The 19,332-nt window shown below is 39.1% G+C and carries 17 protein-coding genes and 1 pseudogene; 12 read left to right on the top strand and 6 right to left on the bottom strand.

Going from position 1 to position 19,332, the window contains the following annotated elements; translation table 11 throughout:
* Nucleotides 1–187: 187 nt before the first annotated feature.
* On the bottom strand, nt 188–697 hold the full coding sequence (locus RM049_RS09225) for a HugZ family protein (RefSeq protein WP_322703972.1): 510 nt from the start codon (nt 695–697) through the stop codon (nt 188–190).
* Nucleotides 698–861: 164 nt separating this feature from the next.
* Entirely contained in the window at nt 862–1,518 is a 657-nt protein-coding gene (locus tag RM049_RS09220; RefSeq protein ID WP_322686836.1) for a DUF3386 domain-containing protein, read from the bottom strand.
* A 100-nt stretch (nt 1,519–1,618) separates the two neighbouring features.
* Between RM049_RS09220 and RM049_RS09215 the strand changes: the two genes are divergently transcribed.
* Nucleotides 1,619–2,290: a LuxR C-terminal-related transcriptional regulator gene (locus tag RM049_RS09215; protein WP_322671358.1), complete on the top strand. Its 672-nt coding sequence runs from the start codon at nt 1,619–1,621 to the stop codon at nt 2,288–2,290.
* Between the two features lie 360 nt (nt 2,291–2,650).
* Here the strand turns inward: RM049_RS09215 and RM049_RS09210 are convergent, their stop codons facing one another.
* Entirely contained in the window at nt 2,651–3,301 is a 651-nt protein-coding gene (locus RM049_RS09210; RefSeq protein ID WP_322688123.1) for a sigma-70 family RNA polymerase sigma factor, read from the bottom strand.
* Between the two features lie 393 nt (nt 3,302–3,694).
* Between RM049_RS09210 and RM049_RS09205 the strand changes: the two genes are divergently transcribed.
* The 11 genes from RM049_RS09205 (at nt 3,695) to RM049_RS09155 (ending at nt 15,705) form a co-directional block, all read left to right on the top strand.
* A complete protein-coding gene (locus RM049_RS09205; RefSeq protein WP_322703971.1) occupies nt 3,695–5,437 on the top strand; it encodes a fatty acyl-AMP ligase in 1,743 nt (580 codons plus the stop codon).
* 283 nt (nt 5,438–5,720) lie between these two features.
* A complete protein-coding gene (locus tag RM049_RS09200; protein ID WP_322703970.1) occupies nt 5,721–6,650 on the top strand; it encodes an acyl-CoA desaturase in 930 nt (309 codons plus the stop codon).
* 49 nt (nt 6,651–6,699) lie between these two features.
* Nucleotides 6,700–7,011, top strand: a complete 312-nt coding sequence (locus tag RM049_RS09195; RefSeq protein WP_322703969.1) for an acyl carrier protein — start codon at nt 6,700–6,702, stop codon at nt 7,009–7,011.
* Entirely contained in the window at nt 7,008–8,393 is a 1,386-nt protein-coding gene (locus tag RM049_RS09190; RefSeq protein ID WP_322703968.1) for a thioester reductase domain-containing protein, read from the top strand. Before RM049_RS09195 ends, RM049_RS09190 begins: the two co-directional genes overlap by 4 nt.
* A gap of 140 nt (nt 8,394–8,533) precedes the next feature.
* Nucleotides 8,534–9,238, top strand: a complete 705-nt coding sequence (locus RM049_RS09185; RefSeq protein ID WP_322703967.1) for a lysophospholipid acyltransferase family protein — start codon at nt 8,534–8,536, stop codon at nt 9,236–9,238.
* Nucleotides 9,219–10,952: an FAD-binding oxidoreductase gene (locus tag RM049_RS09180; RefSeq protein WP_322703966.1), complete on the top strand. Its 1,734-nt coding sequence runs from the start codon at nt 9,219–9,221 to the stop codon at nt 10,950–10,952. Before RM049_RS09185 ends, RM049_RS09180 begins: the two co-directional genes overlap by 20 nt.
* The gene (locus RM049_RS09175) at nt 10,949–11,758 is read left to right on the top strand and encodes an SDR family oxidoreductase (RefSeq protein WP_322703965.1); all 810 of its coding nucleotides are present in this window, start codon (nt 10,949–10,951) and stop codon (nt 11,756–11,758) included. Before RM049_RS09180 ends, RM049_RS09175 begins: the two co-directional genes overlap by 4 nt.
* Nucleotides 11,759–11,766: 8 nt before the next feature.
* Entirely contained in the window at nt 11,767–12,684 is a 918-nt protein-coding gene (locus tag RM049_RS09170; protein ID WP_322703964.1) for a phosphatidate cytidylyltransferase, read from the top strand.
* A 161-nt stretch (nt 12,685–12,845) separates the two neighbouring features.
* Nucleotides 12,846–13,481, top strand: a complete 636-nt coding sequence (locus tag RM049_RS09165) for a CDP-alcohol phosphatidyltransferase family protein (RefSeq protein WP_322703963.1) — start codon at nt 12,846–12,848, stop codon at nt 13,479–13,481.
* 6 nt (nt 13,482–13,487) lie between these two features.
* On the top strand, nt 13,488–14,408 hold the full coding sequence (locus RM049_RS09160) for a phosphatidylserine decarboxylase (RefSeq protein ID WP_322703962.1): 921 nt from the start codon (nt 13,488–13,490) through the stop codon (nt 14,406–14,408).
* Between the two features lie 91 nt (nt 14,409–14,499).
* The gene (locus RM049_RS09155; protein WP_322703961.1) at nt 14,500–15,705 is read left to right on the top strand and encodes an MFS transporter; all 1,206 of its coding nucleotides are present in this window, start codon (nt 14,500–14,502) and stop codon (nt 15,703–15,705) included.
* 206 nt (nt 15,706–15,911) lie between these two features.
* On the opposite strand, the gene RM049_RS09150 is transcribed toward RM049_RS09155, so the two are convergent.
* The 3 genes and pseudogenes from RM049_RS09150 to RM049_RS09140 all read right to left on the bottom strand — a co-directional run.
* Nucleotides 15,912–17,285, bottom strand: coding sequence for a DUF2330 domain-containing protein (locus RM049_RS09150; protein WP_322688134.1), 1,374 nt, complete (start codon nt 17,283–17,285; stop codon nt 15,912–15,914).
* A 26-nt stretch (nt 17,286–17,311) separates the two neighbouring features.
* Nucleotides 17,312–18,205, bottom strand: coding sequence for an RnfABCDGE type electron transport complex subunit D (locus tag RM049_RS09145; RefSeq protein WP_322703960.1), 894 nt, complete (start codon nt 18,203–18,205; stop codon nt 17,312–17,314).
* A gap of 231 nt (nt 18,206–18,436) precedes the next feature.
* Nucleotides 18,437–19,332, bottom strand: a pseudogene (locus RM049_RS09140) (hypothetical protein); the annotation flags it as partial.

Here is a 19,332-nt window from a genome sequence, read left to right as displayed (position 1 = left end):
TGAATAGTTATATAGCAGAATTCAGTCCTTCTGAATTCAGAAGTAAAACAGGCTTTCAACCTGGCTTTTAAACTTAGATTGTGTACCTCTCTAACTTGAAATTCGCTGTATCCATTAGACTTGATTCTTTCTAAATTCTAAATTCTGACTCCTAGATGCTGAATTCTTGCAATTCATAATTCATCATTTACCCTTGCTTTTTCTCGGCATCTCCTGTGATTTGAACAAGTTGATGAAGGTTATCGCCACTAATATGATATGCTCCCCCAAAACCAACTACAAAGCGACCTTCACTTGGAGTTAATCGGAAAATCCGAAAGTCAGATAAGCCGCGCAACACCTCGATAATTTCACCAAACCGCCCTTGAAATTGCTCAACAATTTGATTCCAATTGTCAGTTTCACGCTCTATCAAAGTCGCCGTACAATCAAAACTCAAACGACGACGGGCAAAAATTAGATTACTTTTAGCTTCATCCTCGATAAACAAGACACTAACATGAGGATTGGCATAAAGATTTTTGGTGTGAATCGAAAGACCACTAACGTAAATGTAGATATTCTTGGAATCATCCATTACGAAGGGAGCATAACTAGCATTGGGTATTGCTTGTGCGCTCACAGTGCTAATAATTACACTCTCAAATGCTTCAGGGAACTTTTCGTACTCAGCTTGAATGTTTTCAAGTTGACTCATAAAGTAGATTACCACGCTTATTAGGAACACCTAATTAAGTATCTTAACGTGATTGAGCGATGTCTACGAGGAGCTACAGTTACGCATGGAATGCCCAAAAAATAAAAGCGATCGCTTTCTTTAACTCAAGAGCGATCGCTAATTTTTAACTTACAGAATACAGCTTAAGCAGCAACAGGTTCCAACAATTTAATGTCAGAGAAAATAAATTCCTGAGTAGAAAATTGTCCTGCTGTCTCGGTGCGAATCTCCCGACGATTTAGGATGAAATAGTCACCAACTTTTTCATACTCATCAATAAATTCGCTTCTACCGCCCTTCTGTTCCCCAGTTTTGGGGTCATGGTACACAGAGTCATAGGTATGGGACAAGTAGCCTTCCCCGGTATCGTGACTGCTGAAGGTGTCAATGGTAACGTAAGTCCCGTGGATTAGACGGTGAACATGGCAGACTTCATTATTGCGGACTTTGTATTTATCGCCCTCAGCCTTACCACCCATTAAAAGCTCAACCGCACCTGTTTCGTCAGTTTTACCATAACTAAACGTATTGGCGCTGTGAGTGTCTTCAAAGCTGCGGCGGACGCGGTGAATTGCTATCTCCCAGGCTTGACCATGAATTGCTTTCTGGGCTGACTCATCATCTACATCCAAAACTTCGGCTTTGAGATTGGCACTGATGATAACTTTGCCTGTAAACACTTTACCATCATGCTTATAGGTAATATTTGCAGTATAACCAGGGAAATTTTTGTCCCAAGTATAGCGGTTTTCATAAGCAGCCCGGAAAAGTTCCTGAGCAGAGAGTTGTGTAACTGTCATGTGCTTCTCCTAGTCGCTACTGTAATTAGCGTTTTAGTTTCCTTGGTATTAGCATAGAAGTAATTGTTGAGGCTTGGATAGTCCCCAACTGGGTACACTTATGGCTAATTCTCTACACGCTGTATTTCAGGCGATCGCTAATGTCCAAAATGAGCAAGAGTTAAGACTCGCTCTCACGGATAAAATTAGCGAGCATTTTGGCGTGCAAAATTGGGGTATTTATCTCCTAGATGAGCAACCAACCACTGAGATTAATGTTCCAGGCATTCCAGCAGTATGCTTAGAGAGCAATCCAGTGGGACGCTATGTGGTTGAGCGTCATGCTCCCGCCCACGAACAGTTATTATTATCGCCAGGAGACTGGAAGCATTTTTGTTCGCGTTCCGACCACGAACACGTGATGACCGGGCCAATTGTTTGCGATGGTCGTCTTGTCGGAACCCTTAACTTGGCACGTGACAAGGGAAATCCTGCCTTTAATGGTAACGATTTAGCTGACTTGAGCGCTTTATGCATTCATTTGTCAGCAAAAATGGCAACCCTACGAACAAAACCCAAAATATCCAATTCCCTTTTAGTTAGTCCTTTGACAGCGCGTGAGTTAGAAATTGCCGAGTTAGTGGCACAGGGGTTAACGAATGCAGAAATTGGAGAAAAACTTTGGATTACGCAAAATTCCGTCAAACAAGCTTTGAAGAGAATGTTTCGGAAGTTGAAGGTTTCGGCGCGTGCAGAAATGGTAGCAAAGCTACAAGATATACAAGTTTCTTGAAGGAGGTAGAAGCAGGAGGCAGTGCATTGGTTTCAGTGTGCTGAGTGCTGTACATGGATAGCGGGGCGTTTAGCCTGTGCTGAGTACAACCCCATAGTTGAAATAAGAAGGTATTTTTTCTTGCACTACGTGTCCTCGTGAACAGTGACCAGTGACCAGTGACCAGTTACCAACCGATTCTTGCTGATATAGCACAAGCTTTGGTGGTTAGGACATCAACAGACGATAAAACTTAGACACAAAAAGGCTTTTCACCCAGTCCCCAGTCCCCATTACCCCTTATCCCCAGAGGGGGCCCCACCATCCCTAGTCCCTTGCTATAACTGATAACTGTTATCTCAGCATCGCTAACAGCACCGATCATAATAATCCCTCCAATTCTGCAAACTTACGCAAACGCGGTAAACATTGGCGTTGATAAAAACTGCTTAATGTCGGAATTGACAACCTAAATTCCTCAGATAAATCTTTCCAGCTAACTTCTGGGGGTAAGCGTTTGAGAATTAACACCTGACAATTCACATCTGGACGCCCTTTAATGTAAGTACCGCGCAGTTCTCCATCCGAATCTGTCTTGGCCCATATCTCCAACTCTTCCAAAATCGGAGGTGCTTGGGGGGTAGCCTGTAGGTTATCTACAGGATCGATAGTTTCACTTGTTCCACCGGATGTAGACTGACGAATTCTCAGAGGAACTGTTGTGGCCTGTTCTCGGTTTTGCTTAAGGTAAAAGTCTTGTAGTCTCCGTTTTAAGTAAGCATTCAGCCAGGTGATCACACTGCCATAATTTGGATCGTAAATTTGACCTGTCAAACCTTCACAAACATTGCGACAGAAATACAACCAAGTTTGTTGTAGTGCGTCTTGATAGTAGGGAGTAGTTTCCCTCCAGAGTCTATTTGCTGTCAAGCGAATAATTTGCGTGAGCAGCTTCTGACGCTGAGGGCTTCCAGGTTGGTGTCCACAGGCTTCTGTAACTAAGCGGCGTAGCTGTTCATCGAATTGAACCATGACAATCTTGGCGAAGAAAGCAAGAATATCTTAGTATTGCGTATAACAACACCCGAAGAATTACCTTTCCTCAAGATAAGTAGAAGGAGTGGAAAAAATCAAACTATGTTAATAAAAGTAAAGTAGGCTAAAATCCTCTTTCTTCCTGTTTCCTGCGGACGCTCTCTACGTTCGCGAACAGCGTGTCGCAGACAGACGCTCTTGCTAGCTTGCAACTCTTACAGAGTACGCGGACTCGCTCTAAGCGTTGCTATGCCGTTGGCGTTCGCGTTCGCTGACAAATCCGGGTTCCACATCCCGTGAAAAGTCAGCTGAATTCCTTATCAATCCTTAAATTTAGAATTGCTGATATTTTTTCTTAATATAATTTGGTAAATTCTTTAATATTTATACTTGAGAACATTACGTGGGATGAACCTGGAGATTGCCAATTTTATTGATATTGTTAAAGCGAGAGCCTTGATTGAGCCAGATAAAACATCTTTTATTTTTCTGCAAGACGGAGAAACAGAAGTTGCCAAGCTTACCTATAAAGAGTTAGACCAACAAGCAAAGGCGATCGCATCTCAACTACAAAGTATCATAAATCCTGGCGATGCCTACGGCGCGCTACGCGTACGCGCTTTACTTCTCTACCCACCTGGACTTGATTTTATTGCTGCCTTCTTTGGCTGTTTATATGCTGGGGTAATTGCAGTTCCCGCTTATCCACCTCGACGAAATCAACATCAGTCTAGGTTAGAGGCAATTATTGCAGATGCTCAACCGCTAGTTGTTCTCACCACATCTGATTTATTTGCAAATATCAGCAATCAACTAAGTCAAAATCAACAATTCCCCAACTTGCACTATATAGCTACTAACAATATCCTTAGTAGTGAAAATTTTACCCCCTATCAAGCCTCACCAGACACCCTGGCTTTTCTGCAATACACTTCCGGATCTACAGGGATACCAAAGGGTGTAATGATTACGCATGGCAATTTGCTATATAACAGTCAGCTAATCCAGAGTTGTTTTCAAGACACACCATATAGTTTGGGAGTGTCTTGGTTGCCACCTTATCATGACATGGGATTGATTGGTGGAGTGCTACAACCGTTATATGTTGGTGCGCCTACGATCTTAATGTCACCTGTAGCATTTATCCAAAAACCTTGGCGCTGGCTACAAGCTATTTCTCGCTACAAAGCAACTACCAGTGGCGGGCCAAATTTTGCTTACGAATTATGTGTAAAAAAAATTACTTTAGAACAAAAAGCAGAACTTGACTTGAGTAACTGGATATTAGCTTTTAATGGAGCAGAACCTATTCGTATAGAAACTTTAGAACGATTTGCAACAGCTTTTAAGTCTTGTGGTTTTCGGCAGGAAGCATTTTATCCCTGTTATGGTATGGCAGAAGCAACTTTATTGGTTTCTGGCGGTTTGAAAACATCTCTACCTAGTGTTTGCCAAGTTGACAAAGCAGCATTAGAGAAACACCAGATAGTTGCAGATGTCAATACTTCAGAAAATGTTCAGAAAATGGTTAGTTGTGGTTACGCAAGATTAGACCAGAAAATAGCGATAGTCGATCCTGAGTTACAAATCCCATGTCCAGAGGGTAAAGTAGGAGAAATTTGGGTATCGGGTGCAAGCGTAGCTATGGGATATTGGCAGCAACGAGACCTAACAGAACAAACTTTTAATGCTTATCTAGCAGATGAAGGCCCCTTTCTCAGAAGTGGGGATTTAGGATTTTTACAGCATGGTGAGTTGTTCGTAACTGGCCGAATTAAAGATTTAATTATCATTAGAGGTTGCAACCATTATCCTCAAGATATTGAACAGACAGTGCAACAAAGCCATCCTGCTCTACTTGTCGGTTCTGGTGCGGCATTTGTAGTAGATTTAAACGGCGAACAGAAATTGGTAGTAGTTCAGGAAGTCGAGCGTACTTACTTGCATAAGCTAAATGTTCAAGAGGTAGTCAGAAATATTCGTCAAGCAGTAGCAACCGAAGATGGGATACAGATTAATACTATAGTACTGGTTAAAACTGGCTGTCTTCTTAAAACTTCTAGTGGTAAAATTCAGCGCTTTGCTTGCCGAGAGGCATTTTTATCTGGAAATTTACAAATAATAGATATGTAAATAACTATAAAAATGCATTGCAATCCGCAGATTTTATAGTAATATCAATTTTACTCTGAAAGAGAAATTTATAAGTCAGAAATAAAGAATAAAGACGTTAGTCACCAGAATTATCTAATTAAATTCTGCGTGATTTACGGATGTAGCTTGCTTTTTAGTAAGAGTATAAATGGGTTTCAATCCACCATAAAATTAACAATTTTGTGGTCTTGTTTTGGTGGGTTTAAATCCACTCACTTATTGATTATGACTTTATATTTAAACTTATTGCTAGGGGTAAAAAATGTCCGCTCAACTTAAAGTTTCAGTATCAAGTAGTTATTTAGAAAACATTAAGCGACGTTTTATTTTAGGAATTCTTTTTATATCTTTATTTGGATGTCTAGCGGCTTTAGCTGATTTTTTTCTATTAGGTATTACGGCTTGGAAAATAGGTCTATTGTTGTTCATGTTAATCCTGACTGGTATAGGAATTACTGTTGGCTTTCATCGATATTTTGCTCACAAAACTTTCAAAAGTATACCAGTAATCGGCATTATTCTAGCTATTCTTGGTTCTATGGCAGGTCAAGGTTCGGTGATTTCTTGGGTGTCTGTTCACCGATGTCATCATCAATATAGCGATCGCCCTGGAGATCCCCATTCTCCTCATCTTCACGGTGAAGGAATTGGTGGGAGGCTCAAAGGTTTGTGGTATGCCCATCTTGGTTGGTTATTAGATGGAGAACTACCCAATTCCCTTGTTTTTGCTAAAGATTTACTCCAAGATCCTATTTATCAAAAAATCAACCGACTATATGGGATATGGATTATTTTAGGTTTAATTCTTCCAGCTATTTTAGGGGGAATTATTACTTGGAGTTGGCTGGGTTTTTTACAAGGATTTATCTGGGGAGGAATGCTCAGACTTTTTTTTAGCTTTAATAGTGGTTATATTATTAACTCTATAGGTCATGTTTATGGAAAAAGATCGTTTAAAAACATAGACCAAAGTAAAAACAACATTTGGTTGGCGATTCTTACCCTTGGTGAAGGTTGGCACAACAATCATCATGCTTTTCCGAACTCAGCAAAGTTTGGTTTAAAGTGGTGGCAAATAGATCCAGGATACTGGGTGATTTTTACTTTACAAGCTATAGGTTTAGCTTGGGATGTAAAGCATCCTAGTTTAGAAGCAATTGAATTCAAAAAACTGAATGAAATTTCACAATAATACTCTCAATTAGCTAAAAATAATTAACAAAACTTTCAAATAATAAAAAATGGAACTTGAAAATTTACAAATTGATTCCACATTAAAAGCCTCAGAAGTATTGAAAACAAAGGTTACTGTAGCAGAAATTCAAGCCTGGTTAATTTCATATCTAGTTACCGCTTTAGAAATAGCTTCAGATGAAATAGATGTCACTTTGCCTTTACATAGTTACGGATTAGATTCTAGTGCCGCAGTCAGTTTGACTGGCGATCTGGGTGATTTTCTGGAATGCCAGTTAGAACCGGATTTACTAATTGATTACCCAACTATTGAAGCTTTGGCTCAATATTTGGGTGATATAGAGGAAATAACCTTATGAATCTCTATCAACTTTTTGATTGGCTTAATAAACAAGGAATTAAGTTATCGGCTCAGGATGGGAAACTACATCTGCGTGCGCCGAAAGGAGTATTATCTCCAGAAATTCAGACGATTCTCAGCGAACGGAAAGCTGAAATTCTGGAATTTATGACTCAAAATCATCAAAAAATTGAAAAATTTATAGATTTATCCGCAGAAGCAGTTTTAGAATCAACTATTTATCCAGAAAATACCGCTACCTCATTGGTAACTGAACCCACTTCTATTTTTTTAACCGGAGCAACAGGTTTTTTAGGGGCTTTTTTACTATCCGAACTGTTACAACAAACTCAAGCAAAAATTTATTGTCTTGTGCGTGCATCCGAACTTGAAACTGCCCAAAGGAGATTGCAAAATAATTTAAAATTTTACAACTTGTGGAATAGTTCTTTCCAGTCAAGAATTCTACCAGTTTTGGGTGATATTTCTCTGCCACAACTGGGTTTGACAACAGCAACATTTAGTAAATTAGCAAATGAGATTGACAGTATTTATCATAGTGGAGCATTACTAAGTTATGTGTACTCCTATGCTCGATTGAAACCTTGCAATGTTTTAGGAACGCAAGAAATTTTACGATTAGCCTGCCAAAGTAAAACCAAATCCCTGCATTACATTTCAAGTTTTGCTGTATTTGAATCATCAGCATATTGCCAAAAAATAGTTGATGAAAACGAATTACTAACTGATTGGGAAGATATTTATTTGGGATATTCTCAAAGTAAATGGGTAGCAGAAAAGTTGGTTATGGAAGCCCGCGATCGCGGATTGCCAATAAATATTTATCGGTCAGCTTTTATCTCTGGGGATAGTCAAAGCGGAATTTGGAAAAACAATGATATTATTTGTCGGATGATTAAGGGTTATATCCAGATGGGTAGTATGCCCCAACTCGACTATTTTTTAGATTTATCTCCAGTTGACTATGTAGCCCAAGGAATTGTTTATTTATCCAGACAAAAGCCAGCGATCGGCAAGTGCTATCATCTGAATAATCCTCATCCTTACCATTGGCAAGATTTGTTTGCTTGGCTTTGTTCTTTAGGTTATTCTATCCAACTTATTCCTTATCAACAGTGGCAAAAGCAGTTGTCTGCCACTATGCGAACAAACCAAAACGTTTTAACATCTCTAATTCCTTTCTTTTGCAAACAATGGGGGCGAGAAGAAATCACAATTCCTGAGTTATACCAACAAAATATAAGACCAAAAATTAGTTGTCAAGAAACTCTTAATACGCTGAGAGAAACTGCGATTATTTGCCCTCCTGTAGATACTGCTTTACTTAAAATATATTTTTCGTATTTCCTTAGTAGTGGTTATTTAGAACCAGCTTCATAAAGTTAAAACTAGGTAAATATCAGATTACCAAACATAGCTAATTCTAAAAATTTGTGAAGATAGAAGTAAATTCAAAGAAAAAATTTTCCTAATGACTCATAGCTGATAAATATTTACTGACCAATGACTAAGATAAAATAATGACAGAAAATCAACTTTTAAATTGGCTAGTTAATATAGGTCAAAACATTATTTGGATAAGTGGTAAATTGCTTTACCAACATTGGTTTCAGCTTAAATGTCAAGGACTAGAAAATATTCCCCAGGATAGAGCTTATATAATTGCAGCTAACCATGTTAGTCATCTTGATGGCCCAGCAGTGATAGCGGCCCAAGGCAAACATTTTAAAAATGTTTACAGCTTGGCAGCAAAAGACTACTTTTTCAATCGACCGTTCAAAGCATGGGTGTGCCAGAATTTTTTCAATATGATTTGCTTTGAACGCAAAGGCAATTTTTTAAATTCTCTGCGTTTCTGTCAAAAAATTGTGGAACAAAACAAGGTAATTTTGTTTTTTCCAGAAGGAACTCGCTCGATAACGGGTGAGCTGCAACGCCTAAAACTGGGATTAGGATTATTAGTGCTGCACCTAAACGTTCCTGTCATTCCTGTCTATATTCATGGAACTTATCAAGCATTGCCTAAAGGTAGACATTTTCCCAAACGACATCCAATTTACGTAAGTTTTGGCTTACCTTTAGACTTCAGGCATTATCAAACTAAACAAAATATACTTGACACTCGTCAAATTCAACAACAAATTATTAATGATGTGTATGTGGCGATCGCTCAACTGCACGACAATTTAAGAGGAGGAGTGAATTATGGAAACTTGGGGACATAAATGGGGGTTTGCCGATACCCAGTTTATCATCAATGACGATCGCTCGGTAACTTTGACAGGCGATCGCTATAATTTATCAGGCTACAAAATGCCTTATTTTATTTCCCATATAGAAGAACAATTAGGTATTGAAATTAATCCCCATGAACAGCAACCAGAAATAACAGAAAAATTTATTAACCCTCTAAATATCAATAAAGGTTTTTGTCAACAAATAGAAAATATATTTTCTAGTAATCAATACACATTTGACCAGCCAGAACGTCTTTTTCACAGTCATGGGCAAAGTGCTTTTAAAGAAGTTTACAAAGTTCTTTACTCTAAATTAGACCGAACTGTAGATATGGTATTTTACTGCCAATCAGAGTTAGATGCCCAAAAAATTATAAATCTTGCTATAAAACACAATATTTGTCTTGTTCCTTTTGGTGGTGGAACTAATGTTAGCTGCGCCTTGAAGCTACCAGAAGATGAAAAAAGAATGGTAGTTTCTGTAGATATGCGGCGGATGAATAAAATTGAATGGATAGATAGAGATAATCTCCGTGCTTGTGTACAAGCAGGAATTACAGGTCAGCAGCTTGAGGAACAGTTAAGAAAAAATGGATTTACTTGCGGTCACGAACCTGATAGTTTAGAGTTTTCGACTTTAGGGGGTTGGATTTCTACAAATGCGAGTGGAATGAAAAAAAATCGCTATGGCAATATTGAGCAAATTGTAGAAAACATTACTCTAATTACCCCCAAAGGCACAATTGAGCAAATACAACCAATTACCCGCGCTTCAATGGGAATGCAGATTCAAAATATCCTGTTTGGTAGTGAGGGAAACTTAGGATTAATTACCAAAGCTGTGATTAAAATTCATCCTATTCCCCAGGTAAAAAAATATGGCTCTCTCGTTTTTCCTAACTTCGAGTTAGGAGTAAAATTTTTATCCAGTTTAGCTCATAGTGGATTTGTTCCAGCTAGTATTCGTTTGGTAGATAATAATCAATTTCGCTTCGGTCAAGCCCTGAAACCACAGCCAACTAATATCAAAGGCTGGATTGATAAACTCAAAAAGTTTTATTTATTAAAGCTGCGTGGCTTTAATCCCTATCAAATGGTAGCAGCTACTATTGTTATGGAAGGATCTGCTCAAGAAATTGCTTATCAACAAACTAATATATATGCGTTAGCTAAAAAATTTCAAGGCTTGGCATCGGGTGCAGAAAACGGACAACGAGGCTATATGCTAACTTATGCTATTGCCTATATGCGAGATTTTTTAGCTAGTTTTTTTATTCTTGGTGAAAGTTTTGAAACATCTGTATCTTGGAGTCAAATTCACCAGGTTTGTCATGCTGTTGACCAGACATTAAAAGAGCAGCATGAAAAGTTTAACTTACCTGGAAAACCTTATTTATCTTACCGAATTAGTCAAATTTATCATACAGGTGTTTGTTTATATTTTATGTTTGGCTTTTATAGTAAAGGAGTTGAATCTCCAGAAATAATTTCTCTTCAAATCGAGCATTATATCAGAGTAGCAATCATGGAAAATGGTGGCTCTATTTCTCATCATCATGGTGTTGGGAAAAGTCGCCAAGAATTTATCAAAAATACTTTGTCATCTGACAGTATTGAATTGATTAAAGAAATCAAACAAGCCAACGATCCACAAAACATTTTTGGGATCGGCAATTTTTGTGCAGACGCTAAAACTATATGAGTCAGTTTAATGGTTTAGTGGCGTTGATTACTGGGGCTTCCTCTGGAATTGGGGCAGAAGTTGCCAAAGAACTTGCCCGTAAAGGTGCAAAGGTTGTGCTTTTGGCGAGACGGACGGAACGATTAGCAACTATAGCCGCAGAGATTGACCCCAGCAATCAGAGGGTACTAACTATACCCTGCGATGTAGCTTTAGATGGCGAAGTAGAAAAAGCTGCCAGTCTGGCTCGAAGTAAATTCGGTAAGATTGATATCGTTGTTGCCAATGCAGGCTGGTCTTTAAAAGGCAAATTGGCAGACTTAAATGTGGATGACTACCGCAAGCTGTTTGCAACAAATATTTTTGGAGTTCTCAACACAATTTACGCTACTTTAGATGACCTGAAGAAAACGCAGGGAAGATTAGTTGTTATTAGTAGCGTCAAAAGTTACATTGCTTTGAGTGGTGATTCTGCTTATAGCATGAGCAAATTTGCGTTGCGGGCTTTATGCGAGTCATTATCTCAGGAGTTAGCGCCCGATGGTGTATCGATAATACATATCTGTCCTGGCTACGTTGCTACTGAAATTCGTCAGGTAGATAACCAAGGTATTTGGCATCCAGAGTGGCAAGATTCTATTCCGTCAATGCTGCTAATATCGCCGTCACAAGCAGCAAAAGAAATTGTACAAGCGATTTCTCAACGTAAAAAGGAAAAAGCGATCGCCAATTACAGTAAGGTAATTATTTTTCTGAAACGCCATTTACCAGGCTTGGTTTTATGGATAATATCTAGGTTCAAAATTAAAGTTTCTTATAAGAAGTGAGAGAAGGTGTGGAAATTTTCAACCCGTTAATTTTACCGACGCTTGTTATTGCTGGGGGGGAAATAGCGATCGCTTTATTCTTTTTCATGATTTTTGCGATTATCTATCGACGCGACCCAGACAAAGTTAAAAATGATGCTCTCAAGTTAGCTATCTTAATCGGCATTGGATTGATTTTAATTGCGGCGGCGGGGCTAGGAAAATACGGATTACTCCCTGTTGGTTTGTTCTTAGCCTATTTTGGCTGGCAGGAATTACTAGAAACTGTGCAAATTAAATATGGCGCGATCGCTTTACCTGTGCTGTTGCAGTTGTTGGGAACTGTTGGGATTGTGGGCGGAGTTTGGGGAAATGTTTTTGCTATTTTTTGCAGTGCGATCATTGCTACTTGGGTGGCGATCGCTTTACCAATTGTAATCCTGCGTCATCCACCCCCAATGCACGGTATTTTAACTACAGCTTTTGGCATAGTTTTTATTACTATCCCCTTAGCCAGCTTATTAACACTTGCTGACTCTGCTTATCAGGAATTTAACCTACTCATCTTACTAGTATTAACTAATGATGGTTTTTCTCAAGGAATTGGCAAAATATTAGGAAAAACGCCTTTAATTCCTGGAATTAGTCCTAATAAAACTTGGGAAGGAACTCTGGGAGGATTCGTAGCTTGTCTTGTTTTAGGTTGGAGTATCAGCTTTCTGTTACCAAATTGGCGACTTTGGCAAGTTTTGTTATTGTCTGGAGGAGTTGCTTTGATGGCATTAACTGGTGATTTGATTGCGTCTTCGCTAAAGCGAGAAGCAGGAATTAAAGATTTTGGTCAAGTTTTAGCAGTAACTGGAGGAGTTTTAGATAAGTTTGATAGTGTAATGTTTACAATTCCAATTTTTTATTTTATTGTGCATTGCAAACAGTCTTTAAACTAACCTTTTAATAGTTTTTTGAATCTCCCGTATTTCTGGAGATAATTAAATTTGCTTGTCGGGTCTTATTTCGCTGAAATCTGGGTATTATAGCAATATCTTCGTTAAACCCGTCCTGACAAAATGTAATCAAATAAGTTTTTTATATTATCTGCAAAAACGCTATGTTTAGTCCAATTATACGGCAAATTGATTTAGCTAACAGTTTAACTTTAACAGGATTAGTTTTGAGTTTAATCTCAGTTTTTTTAGCAGTACATGGACATTATAATGAAGCTGTAATCTGCATGATGTATGCAGGAATAATTGATTTATTTGATGGTCTTGTTGCTAAAAAAATTTCCCGCACAGAATTACAATCTGAAGTTGGCAAGCAATTAGATAGTATTGTTGATGTTTGTTCGTTTGGTTTTGCTCCAGCAATTTTTGCTTACTGCTTTGGATTGAAGGATTTATTATCTATTGCAGTGCTAATATTTTATCTCGCAACAAACGCCTTGCGATTAGCATACTTTAATACTACAGGTTTAATGAATGAGGGAAGCGAACAATATTATACAGGCTTACCTGTAACTTACGCGGCTTTGTTTATTCCCCTAGCATTTACAGCTAGATTTGCTTTACCTGATGAAACAATGAAGTTTATCTTAGATGGTGTTTACCTACTATTAGCTCTAGCAATGATAGGCAATTTTAAAATGCTCAAGCTGCGAGGCGTTTGGTATGGGATATTTGCTCTCGGCGCGATCGCACTTACGGCTGTATATGGTTGGGTAAGTACTGTAGGGATATACTTCTAGGAATAAATGACAAGTAAAACGCTGAAAACTGAAATTTATTACCTCGAACGTCAAACAGGAGAAATTATTTATGAGCAGATATTTGCTGAAAAAACTTTACGTTTGTTATATGAAAATTATTTTGGATTTATAGTTTTTACCTATTTACTTAATAACAAAACATTTTGTTGGCTTTATGGCAAATATCAAGATTTACCTTTGACTAAAAGCCAAATTAATAAATTTGTTTGTCGGTATCAAATTGATATTAAAGAGACTGAATTGCCACTGAAAAATTATCACAGCTTTAATGCTTTTTTCTCACGCCGACTCAAACCTAATGCTCGCATATTTACTACCGAGTCAAATATATTTTGCGCTCCAGCAGATAGTAGAATTTTAGTTTATCCAAAATTGACAGCAGAAACTCAGATTCCTGTGAAAAGTTCTTCTGTTACGATTGCAGAATTACTAAACTGTGAAAAATTAGCTCAAATCTATCGCCAAGGTTCAGCACTTTGTCTGCGTCTTGCTCCCTATGATTATCATCGATTCCATTTTTCTGATACAGGAAAAGCGTTACCAGCAAAATATATTCAAGGAAAATATCACTCCGTTAATCCACTTGCACTTGCCAAAGTATGTAATATTTTTTCTCTCAATAAAAGAATGGTAACAGAATTTATTTCTGATAATTTTGGCAGAATCGCCTATATAGAGATAGGCGCTTTTACTATTGGCAGTATCATTCAAACTTATACTCATGGCATAGTTTATAAAGGTCAAGAGAAAGGATATTTTCAGTATGGCGGTTCTACTTTAGTTCTGTTGTTCCAACCTGGAACTATTTGTTTTGATGACGATTTAATTCAACATTCACTAGAAGGTCTTGAAGTTTACGTTCAGGCTGGTAATCAAATTGGAAAAAAAAACCAAATTCAAAGTTAAGGAATGGAAAAATGCGGACTTTCCTTTTCATCTGGTTTGGACAGCTAATTTCTCTAATTGGCTCTGGATTAACTAGCTTTGCGCTGGGAGTGTGGCTGTATCAGACTACTGGTTCATCAGTACAGTTTTCTCTGATGTATGTGCTGAACTTCCCTATATTATTCTTGCTCCTTTGGGGGGTGCGATCGCCGACCGATGGAATCGACGCTGGCTAATAATTTTAAGTGATAGTATTTCCGCTGTTTGTACTCTTTCTATTGCTGTATTAATGTGGCAAGATTGGTTACAAATCTGGCATCTTTACTTAGCAGTTGCAGTCAGTTCTGGTTGCAAAGGATTTCAACAACCCGCCTATTATACAACCCCGACTCTTTTTGTTTCTCCAAAACATTTTGGTCGTGCTAATGGCATGATTCAGCTTGCTCAAGGAGCGGGACAATTATTATCTCCTATCTTAGCTGGGATATTGGTAGATATAATTAAAATTTACGGCGTTATTTTAATTGATTTTATCAGCTTTATTGTTGCTCTCTTGACCCTGTTGACAATCCCTTTTCCTAGTGTTTCCAGTTCCCAATATATTCAACATTCTCAGACTTCACTGTTAGATAATATTGTTGAAGGCTGGAACTATATTAAAGCTCGTCCTGGTTTGTTGACGCTGCTGATGTTCTTTTTTATTACTGACTTCACTATTGGTTTAGTACAAGTTTTAATAACTCCAATGGTTTTAAGCTTTGCTAATGCTAAAATCCTCGGTCAAATTTTTTCCATCGGTGGAAGTGGTTGGTTATTTGGAGCAGTTTTAATGAGTACATGGGGCGGTTTTAAACGTAAAGTTAATGCAGTTTTATGTTTTGAGTTTATATTAGGTTTCTCGATTTTAGTTGCTGGTTTGCAACCTTCAGCAATCTTAATTACTGTTGCGGCTTTTTTTGCTTTTTTCAGCGTTCCGATTATTATTAGCTCTCATAATTCGATTTGGCAGGTTAAGGTTGACCCGAAAGTTCAAGGTCGGGTTTTTGCGTTGCGGGGTGCGATCGCCTGGGCCGCTTTTCCCCTTGCTTATCTCTTGGCTGGCCCTTTAGCAGACTATGTATTTCAGCCTTTACTACTTCCAGATGGATTGCTAGCAAATAGTATTGGACTACTCATTGGTGTTGGCCCAGGACGGGGTATTGGTTTGTTATTTAATTTAGTTGGAATTTTTGTCATACTGGCAACAATTGTCGCTTATAACTATCCCTATATTCGCAGAGTAGAAGACGACTTACCTGATTTTGTAAAACCTGTCTAGGTAATCATGGATAGCCAAAGCGTTGAAACTGCAACGATGGTATCAAAACAAGTGGTTTCGATCCTGACAAAAAAATTAAGGGACGTAAGCGGCATCTGATGGAGCGACAAAAGAGCCAGGATGCAGCTAGAATAAGTTCCATCGCCTTAAGAGCTTATGTGAGGAGTATTTTTTGAATTAACCTTACTCCCCACTCCCCACTCTCCTTAATATAATCCCAGCCAGGATAGGACATTTTCCCACCAAGAATATTGCAGATTACCTACACTCAACTTCATTTTGTTGCGAATGTCTTGGATTTTCCAGTTGGTTAGTTTAGCTAGAGTTTGCGCCTCTTGTTCAAAACGTTTGGGTAAAGACTGCTTATATTGTCTGCCAGCCTGACATTTGAGTTCCCCTTGGAACGGATGTTGCAAAACATAGCGTCCTTGAAAAGATTCACTGTTGGCAGTTTGTTGAAATATCAAGTCTTCAGGGAATTTGTCGCGGGTATAGCGAACATGCAATCGAGAGATGAAGACGTTACTTCTAGGAGAAGGACGACGAAAACTAGGAGGTACTGGCACATTACTTGTAGAATTATCATCTAGCCAAAATACACCTGCTTGCTTGAGTTCTTCTGGAGTCAGGGGTTCGGCGGAACAAGGATCGCAACTACCCATATCCCAAGCGTATTCTAAAAAACCAACTTTCCTGTCTTCTTTGGTGTAAACAGTTTGAAACATGGATTTGTAGAATTCACCAAATTCATCTTTGACAAACAAGGGAATATTTGCATCGGATGGGATTTTCACCGTTCGGTAGTTAGTGATTTCTGCTTGTCCTTGGGGCGAGAGAATGTAGACAATTAAATCCTGCTCTGTCGTAGCATTGATCATGCCTAAACGAATTGGCAGCATGAATTTAGGTGATTGATAGGAAATTTGTAACGGACGGAGGAACTGATAGCCAGATTGCTCGAATTTATCTAAGTTGACTTTAGCAACAAAGAATTTCATTGAGGAGCGAATATAAGGCTGAAGTAACTGTTTCGCACCTCTGGGGATTTTGTAGCCATTGCGTTTAAGCCAAGTTTCCAATCCACCAGATTCTTTCGCACTAAGGATCAAAATGTCGTATTCGCCAACGTTAAAACGTGCTTCAACCGTCACACCCAAACTAGCATCGCCCCTTGCATTCCCCGCCTCACTTCTCGGTGCTGCTGGCGCTGGTGCTGATAATTCTCTATCGTAAACTGGGGCACAAGGATCTGGGTCGAAATATTCTACCAATCGCGGCGCACTAAAAGCATCTAGGCGTTCGATAATCTTTGGTTCAGTGACGCGAACTTGTTCTTTTTGCAGCACCGTTGGCACAGGTACTACCATTGCAAAATCTTTGACTTCGCCTTGAAAATCGTTTGCCATTGTCATGATAGTGCGATCGCCATCCCGCGCTATAACTACTTGAGAAGCTTTGTTATACAGTTTTGTATCAGCTTTGGCTACATAAAATCCACAAAATGCCCAAGCTGCTGGTGCAAAGCACAAAACAGCTACAATTGCTAACAATAATGGTGTTAAAAGTCGAAAAAATTTCATTATTTTATACCTCTATTTTTTTAGTGCTAGAGACTAGAGACGCGATTCATCGCGTCTGTACAAGAGTGAAGTTCTTCCCCTGCTTCCTCATCTTTTTCTTGCCAAGTAAATCTTGGGGCTAACCAGAAAACATCTAGGAGGATGCTCAAGGGTGCAAGGGCAAATAGCGCCCAGAAAACTGCTGTGGAAACAAAGAAATAATTTCGCAGGATAAAAGTCAATCCGGCGATGCAGATTGCCCAAACTACACGCCCAATTCGGGAATTGGGAATCGATCGCGGATCGGTAATCATAAATAGGGCGAACAGCAGCAAAGATCCACTCATCAATCGATGCCAGTAAACATCCCAAGTCCAACCCAGCCAGAGATTGCGAATCGCCTCTAGCAAAGAGTAAGAACCCAAAAAAGCTGCTGTGGTGTCCCAGCGACCGATGCGCTGCAAAATCATGCCGCCAGTACCGAGAAATAATAGCCCATACCACCACTCTTCACCCCATTGTCCTGGCGAAACCCAAGCATCGGGGGTGAGAATCAAGGCAGATATAATGCCAAAATTGGCAGGATTGAAGAAATGCTTATCGCCGACTCGGAAGATAAATTTGCTAGCGATCGCAATTGCTGCGGCTATTGCCATTGTTGTCCAGTGGTCAGCCCGCAACAGTAAACTCAGTCCCAGTGAGGTAATTAAAGCACTGCGAAGATTCGGCATTTGTTTTTTGTCATTTGTCATTTGTCCTTTGTTGTTTGCTAATGACCAATGACTAATGACTAATGACAATATCCATTGAGTTGCTAGACTTGTGGCGATCGCTACCCCAATCAATTCTGGTCGCAACGTCCAATCTCGTGTACCGATTCCCAAGACTAGAAATAAGCCGAGAAATAGAATTTGATAATCTCGTATATCTTTGAGCAACATTACCCTTTTATTCAGGGATTCCCCGTAGATTTCTCATCAATTTAGACGAGTACTAGGTAAAATAGCATTGCTGTTACAGATTTTGTTACAAAATAAAGCATTGACAGACCAAAGCGATCGCTCTGCTGTTTGAACTTAAAGATCGCCAAAAAAGGTAGGGATGCGATCGCATCTCTACCTTCTTCAAGTTAATTCACCGAAGTATGAAGATATGGAATAAAAGGAAAAGATTTATACCAGCACAACATCCAGATTAACTGAGAATAAAGAAGGCTTGTTCTCAATGGTGGCGAATTGATACCCTGCGAAGAATAAGTCACCATTAGTGCTGTTGTAGCTGAACTGGTTGTTAGAGCTAGCACCAAATGCAGACTTGGAAATCTGGATTTTGTCACCCTCTTTCCACTCGAAGTCTTTGATGATATCGATACCTTCAAATTTGCTATTGAAGACAAACTTATCTGCGCCAGCACCACCTGTGAGTACGTCAGTGCCATAACCACCAACGATGAAGTCATTACCCGCTCCACCGCTGAGAACATTATTGGCATCATTACCAACAATCGTATCGTTGCCAACTGTACCAATTAAATTCTCAATGCTGACTAATTTATCCGTGAGAGGAGAATTTCCCGGAAACTTAACTACACCACTAGAGAGATTGGCATCAATTGGCCCAGAGAAGAAAGCGTAAGATGTGGTATCAGTTCCAGTACCACCATCAATGGTGTCAAAGCCAAAGCCACCATCTATGAAGTCATTACCCGCTCCACCGCTGAGAACATTATTGGCATCATTACCAACAATCGTATCGTTGCCAACTGTACCAATTAAATTCTCAATGCTGACTAATTTATCTGTAAGAGGAGAATTTCCCGGAAACTTGACTACACCACTAGAGAGATTGGCATCAATGGGGCCAGAGAAGAAAGCGTAAGATGTGGTATCAGTTCCAGCACCACCATCAATGGTGTCAAAACCAAAGCCACCATCGATGAAGTCATTACCTGCTCCACCGCTGAGAACATTATTGGCATCATTACCAACAATCGTATCGTTGCCAGCTGTACCGATTAAATTCTCAATGCTGACTAATTTATCTGTAAGAGGAGAATTTCCCGGAAACT

The organism is Nostoc sp. DedQUE04 (genome assembly GCF_034530995.1).
Classification (GTDB): domain Bacteria; phylum Cyanobacteriota; class Cyanobacteriia; order Cyanobacteriales; family Nostocaceae; genus Nostoc.
The sequence above is the reverse complement of the archived record's forward strand: the minus strand, read 5'-3'. Positions and strand labels throughout refer to the sequence as shown.

Excerpts from the sequence above, each read along its gene's own strand:
- RM049_RS09175 (WP_322703965.1), top strand. The coding sequence starts at position 10,949 with ATGAGTCAGTTTAATGGTTTAGTGGCGTTGATTACTGGGGCTTCCTCT.
- RM049_RS09165 (WP_322703963.1), top strand. The coding sequence starts at position 12,846 with ATGTTTAGTCCAATTATACGGCAAATTGATTTAGCTAACAGTTTAACT.
- RM049_RS09150 (WP_322688134.1), bottom strand. The coding sequence starts at position 17,285 with ATGAAATTTTTTCGACTTTTAACACCATTATTGTTAGCAATTGTAGCT.
- RM049_RS09190 (WP_322703968.1), top strand. The coding sequence starts at position 7,008 with ATGAATCTCTATCAACTTTTTGATTGGCTTAATAAACAAGGAATTAAG.
- RM049_RS09160 (WP_322703962.1), top strand. The coding sequence starts at position 13,488 with ATGACAAGTAAAACGCTGAAAACTGAAATTTATTACCTCGAACGTCAA.
- RM049_RS09225 (WP_322703972.1), bottom strand. The coding sequence starts at position 697 with ATGAGTCAACTTGAAAACATTCAAGCTGAGTACGAAAAGTTCCCTGAA.
- RM049_RS09195 (WP_322703969.1), top strand. The coding sequence starts at position 6,700 with ATGGAACTTGAAAATTTACAAATTGATTCCACATTAAAAGCCTCAGAA.
- RM049_RS09215 (WP_322671358.1), top strand. The coding sequence starts at position 1,619 with ATGGCTAATTCTCTACACGCTGTATTTCAGGCGATCGCTAATGTCCAA.
- RM049_RS09145 (WP_322703960.1), bottom strand. The coding sequence starts at position 18,205 with ATGTTGCTCAAAGATATACGAGATTATCAAATTCTATTTCTCGGCTTA.
- RM049_RS09185 (WP_322703967.1), top strand. The coding sequence starts at position 8,534 with ATGACAGAAAATCAACTTTTAAATTGGCTAGTTAATATAGGTCAAAAC.
- RM049_RS09200 (WP_322703970.1), top strand. The coding sequence starts at position 5,721 with ATGTCCGCTCAACTTAAAGTTTCAGTATCAAGTAGTTATTTAGAAAAC.
- RM049_RS09210 (WP_322688123.1), bottom strand. The coding sequence starts at position 3,301 with ATGGTTCAATTCGATGAACAGCTACGCCGCTTAGTTACAGAAGCCTGT.
- RM049_RS09180 (WP_322703966.1), top strand. The coding sequence starts at position 9,219 with ATGGAAACTTGGGGACATAAATGGGGGTTTGCCGATACCCAGTTTATC.
- RM049_RS09220 (WP_322686836.1), bottom strand. The coding sequence starts at position 1,518 with ATGACAGTTACACAACTCTCTGCTCAGGAACTTTTCCGGGCTGCTTAT.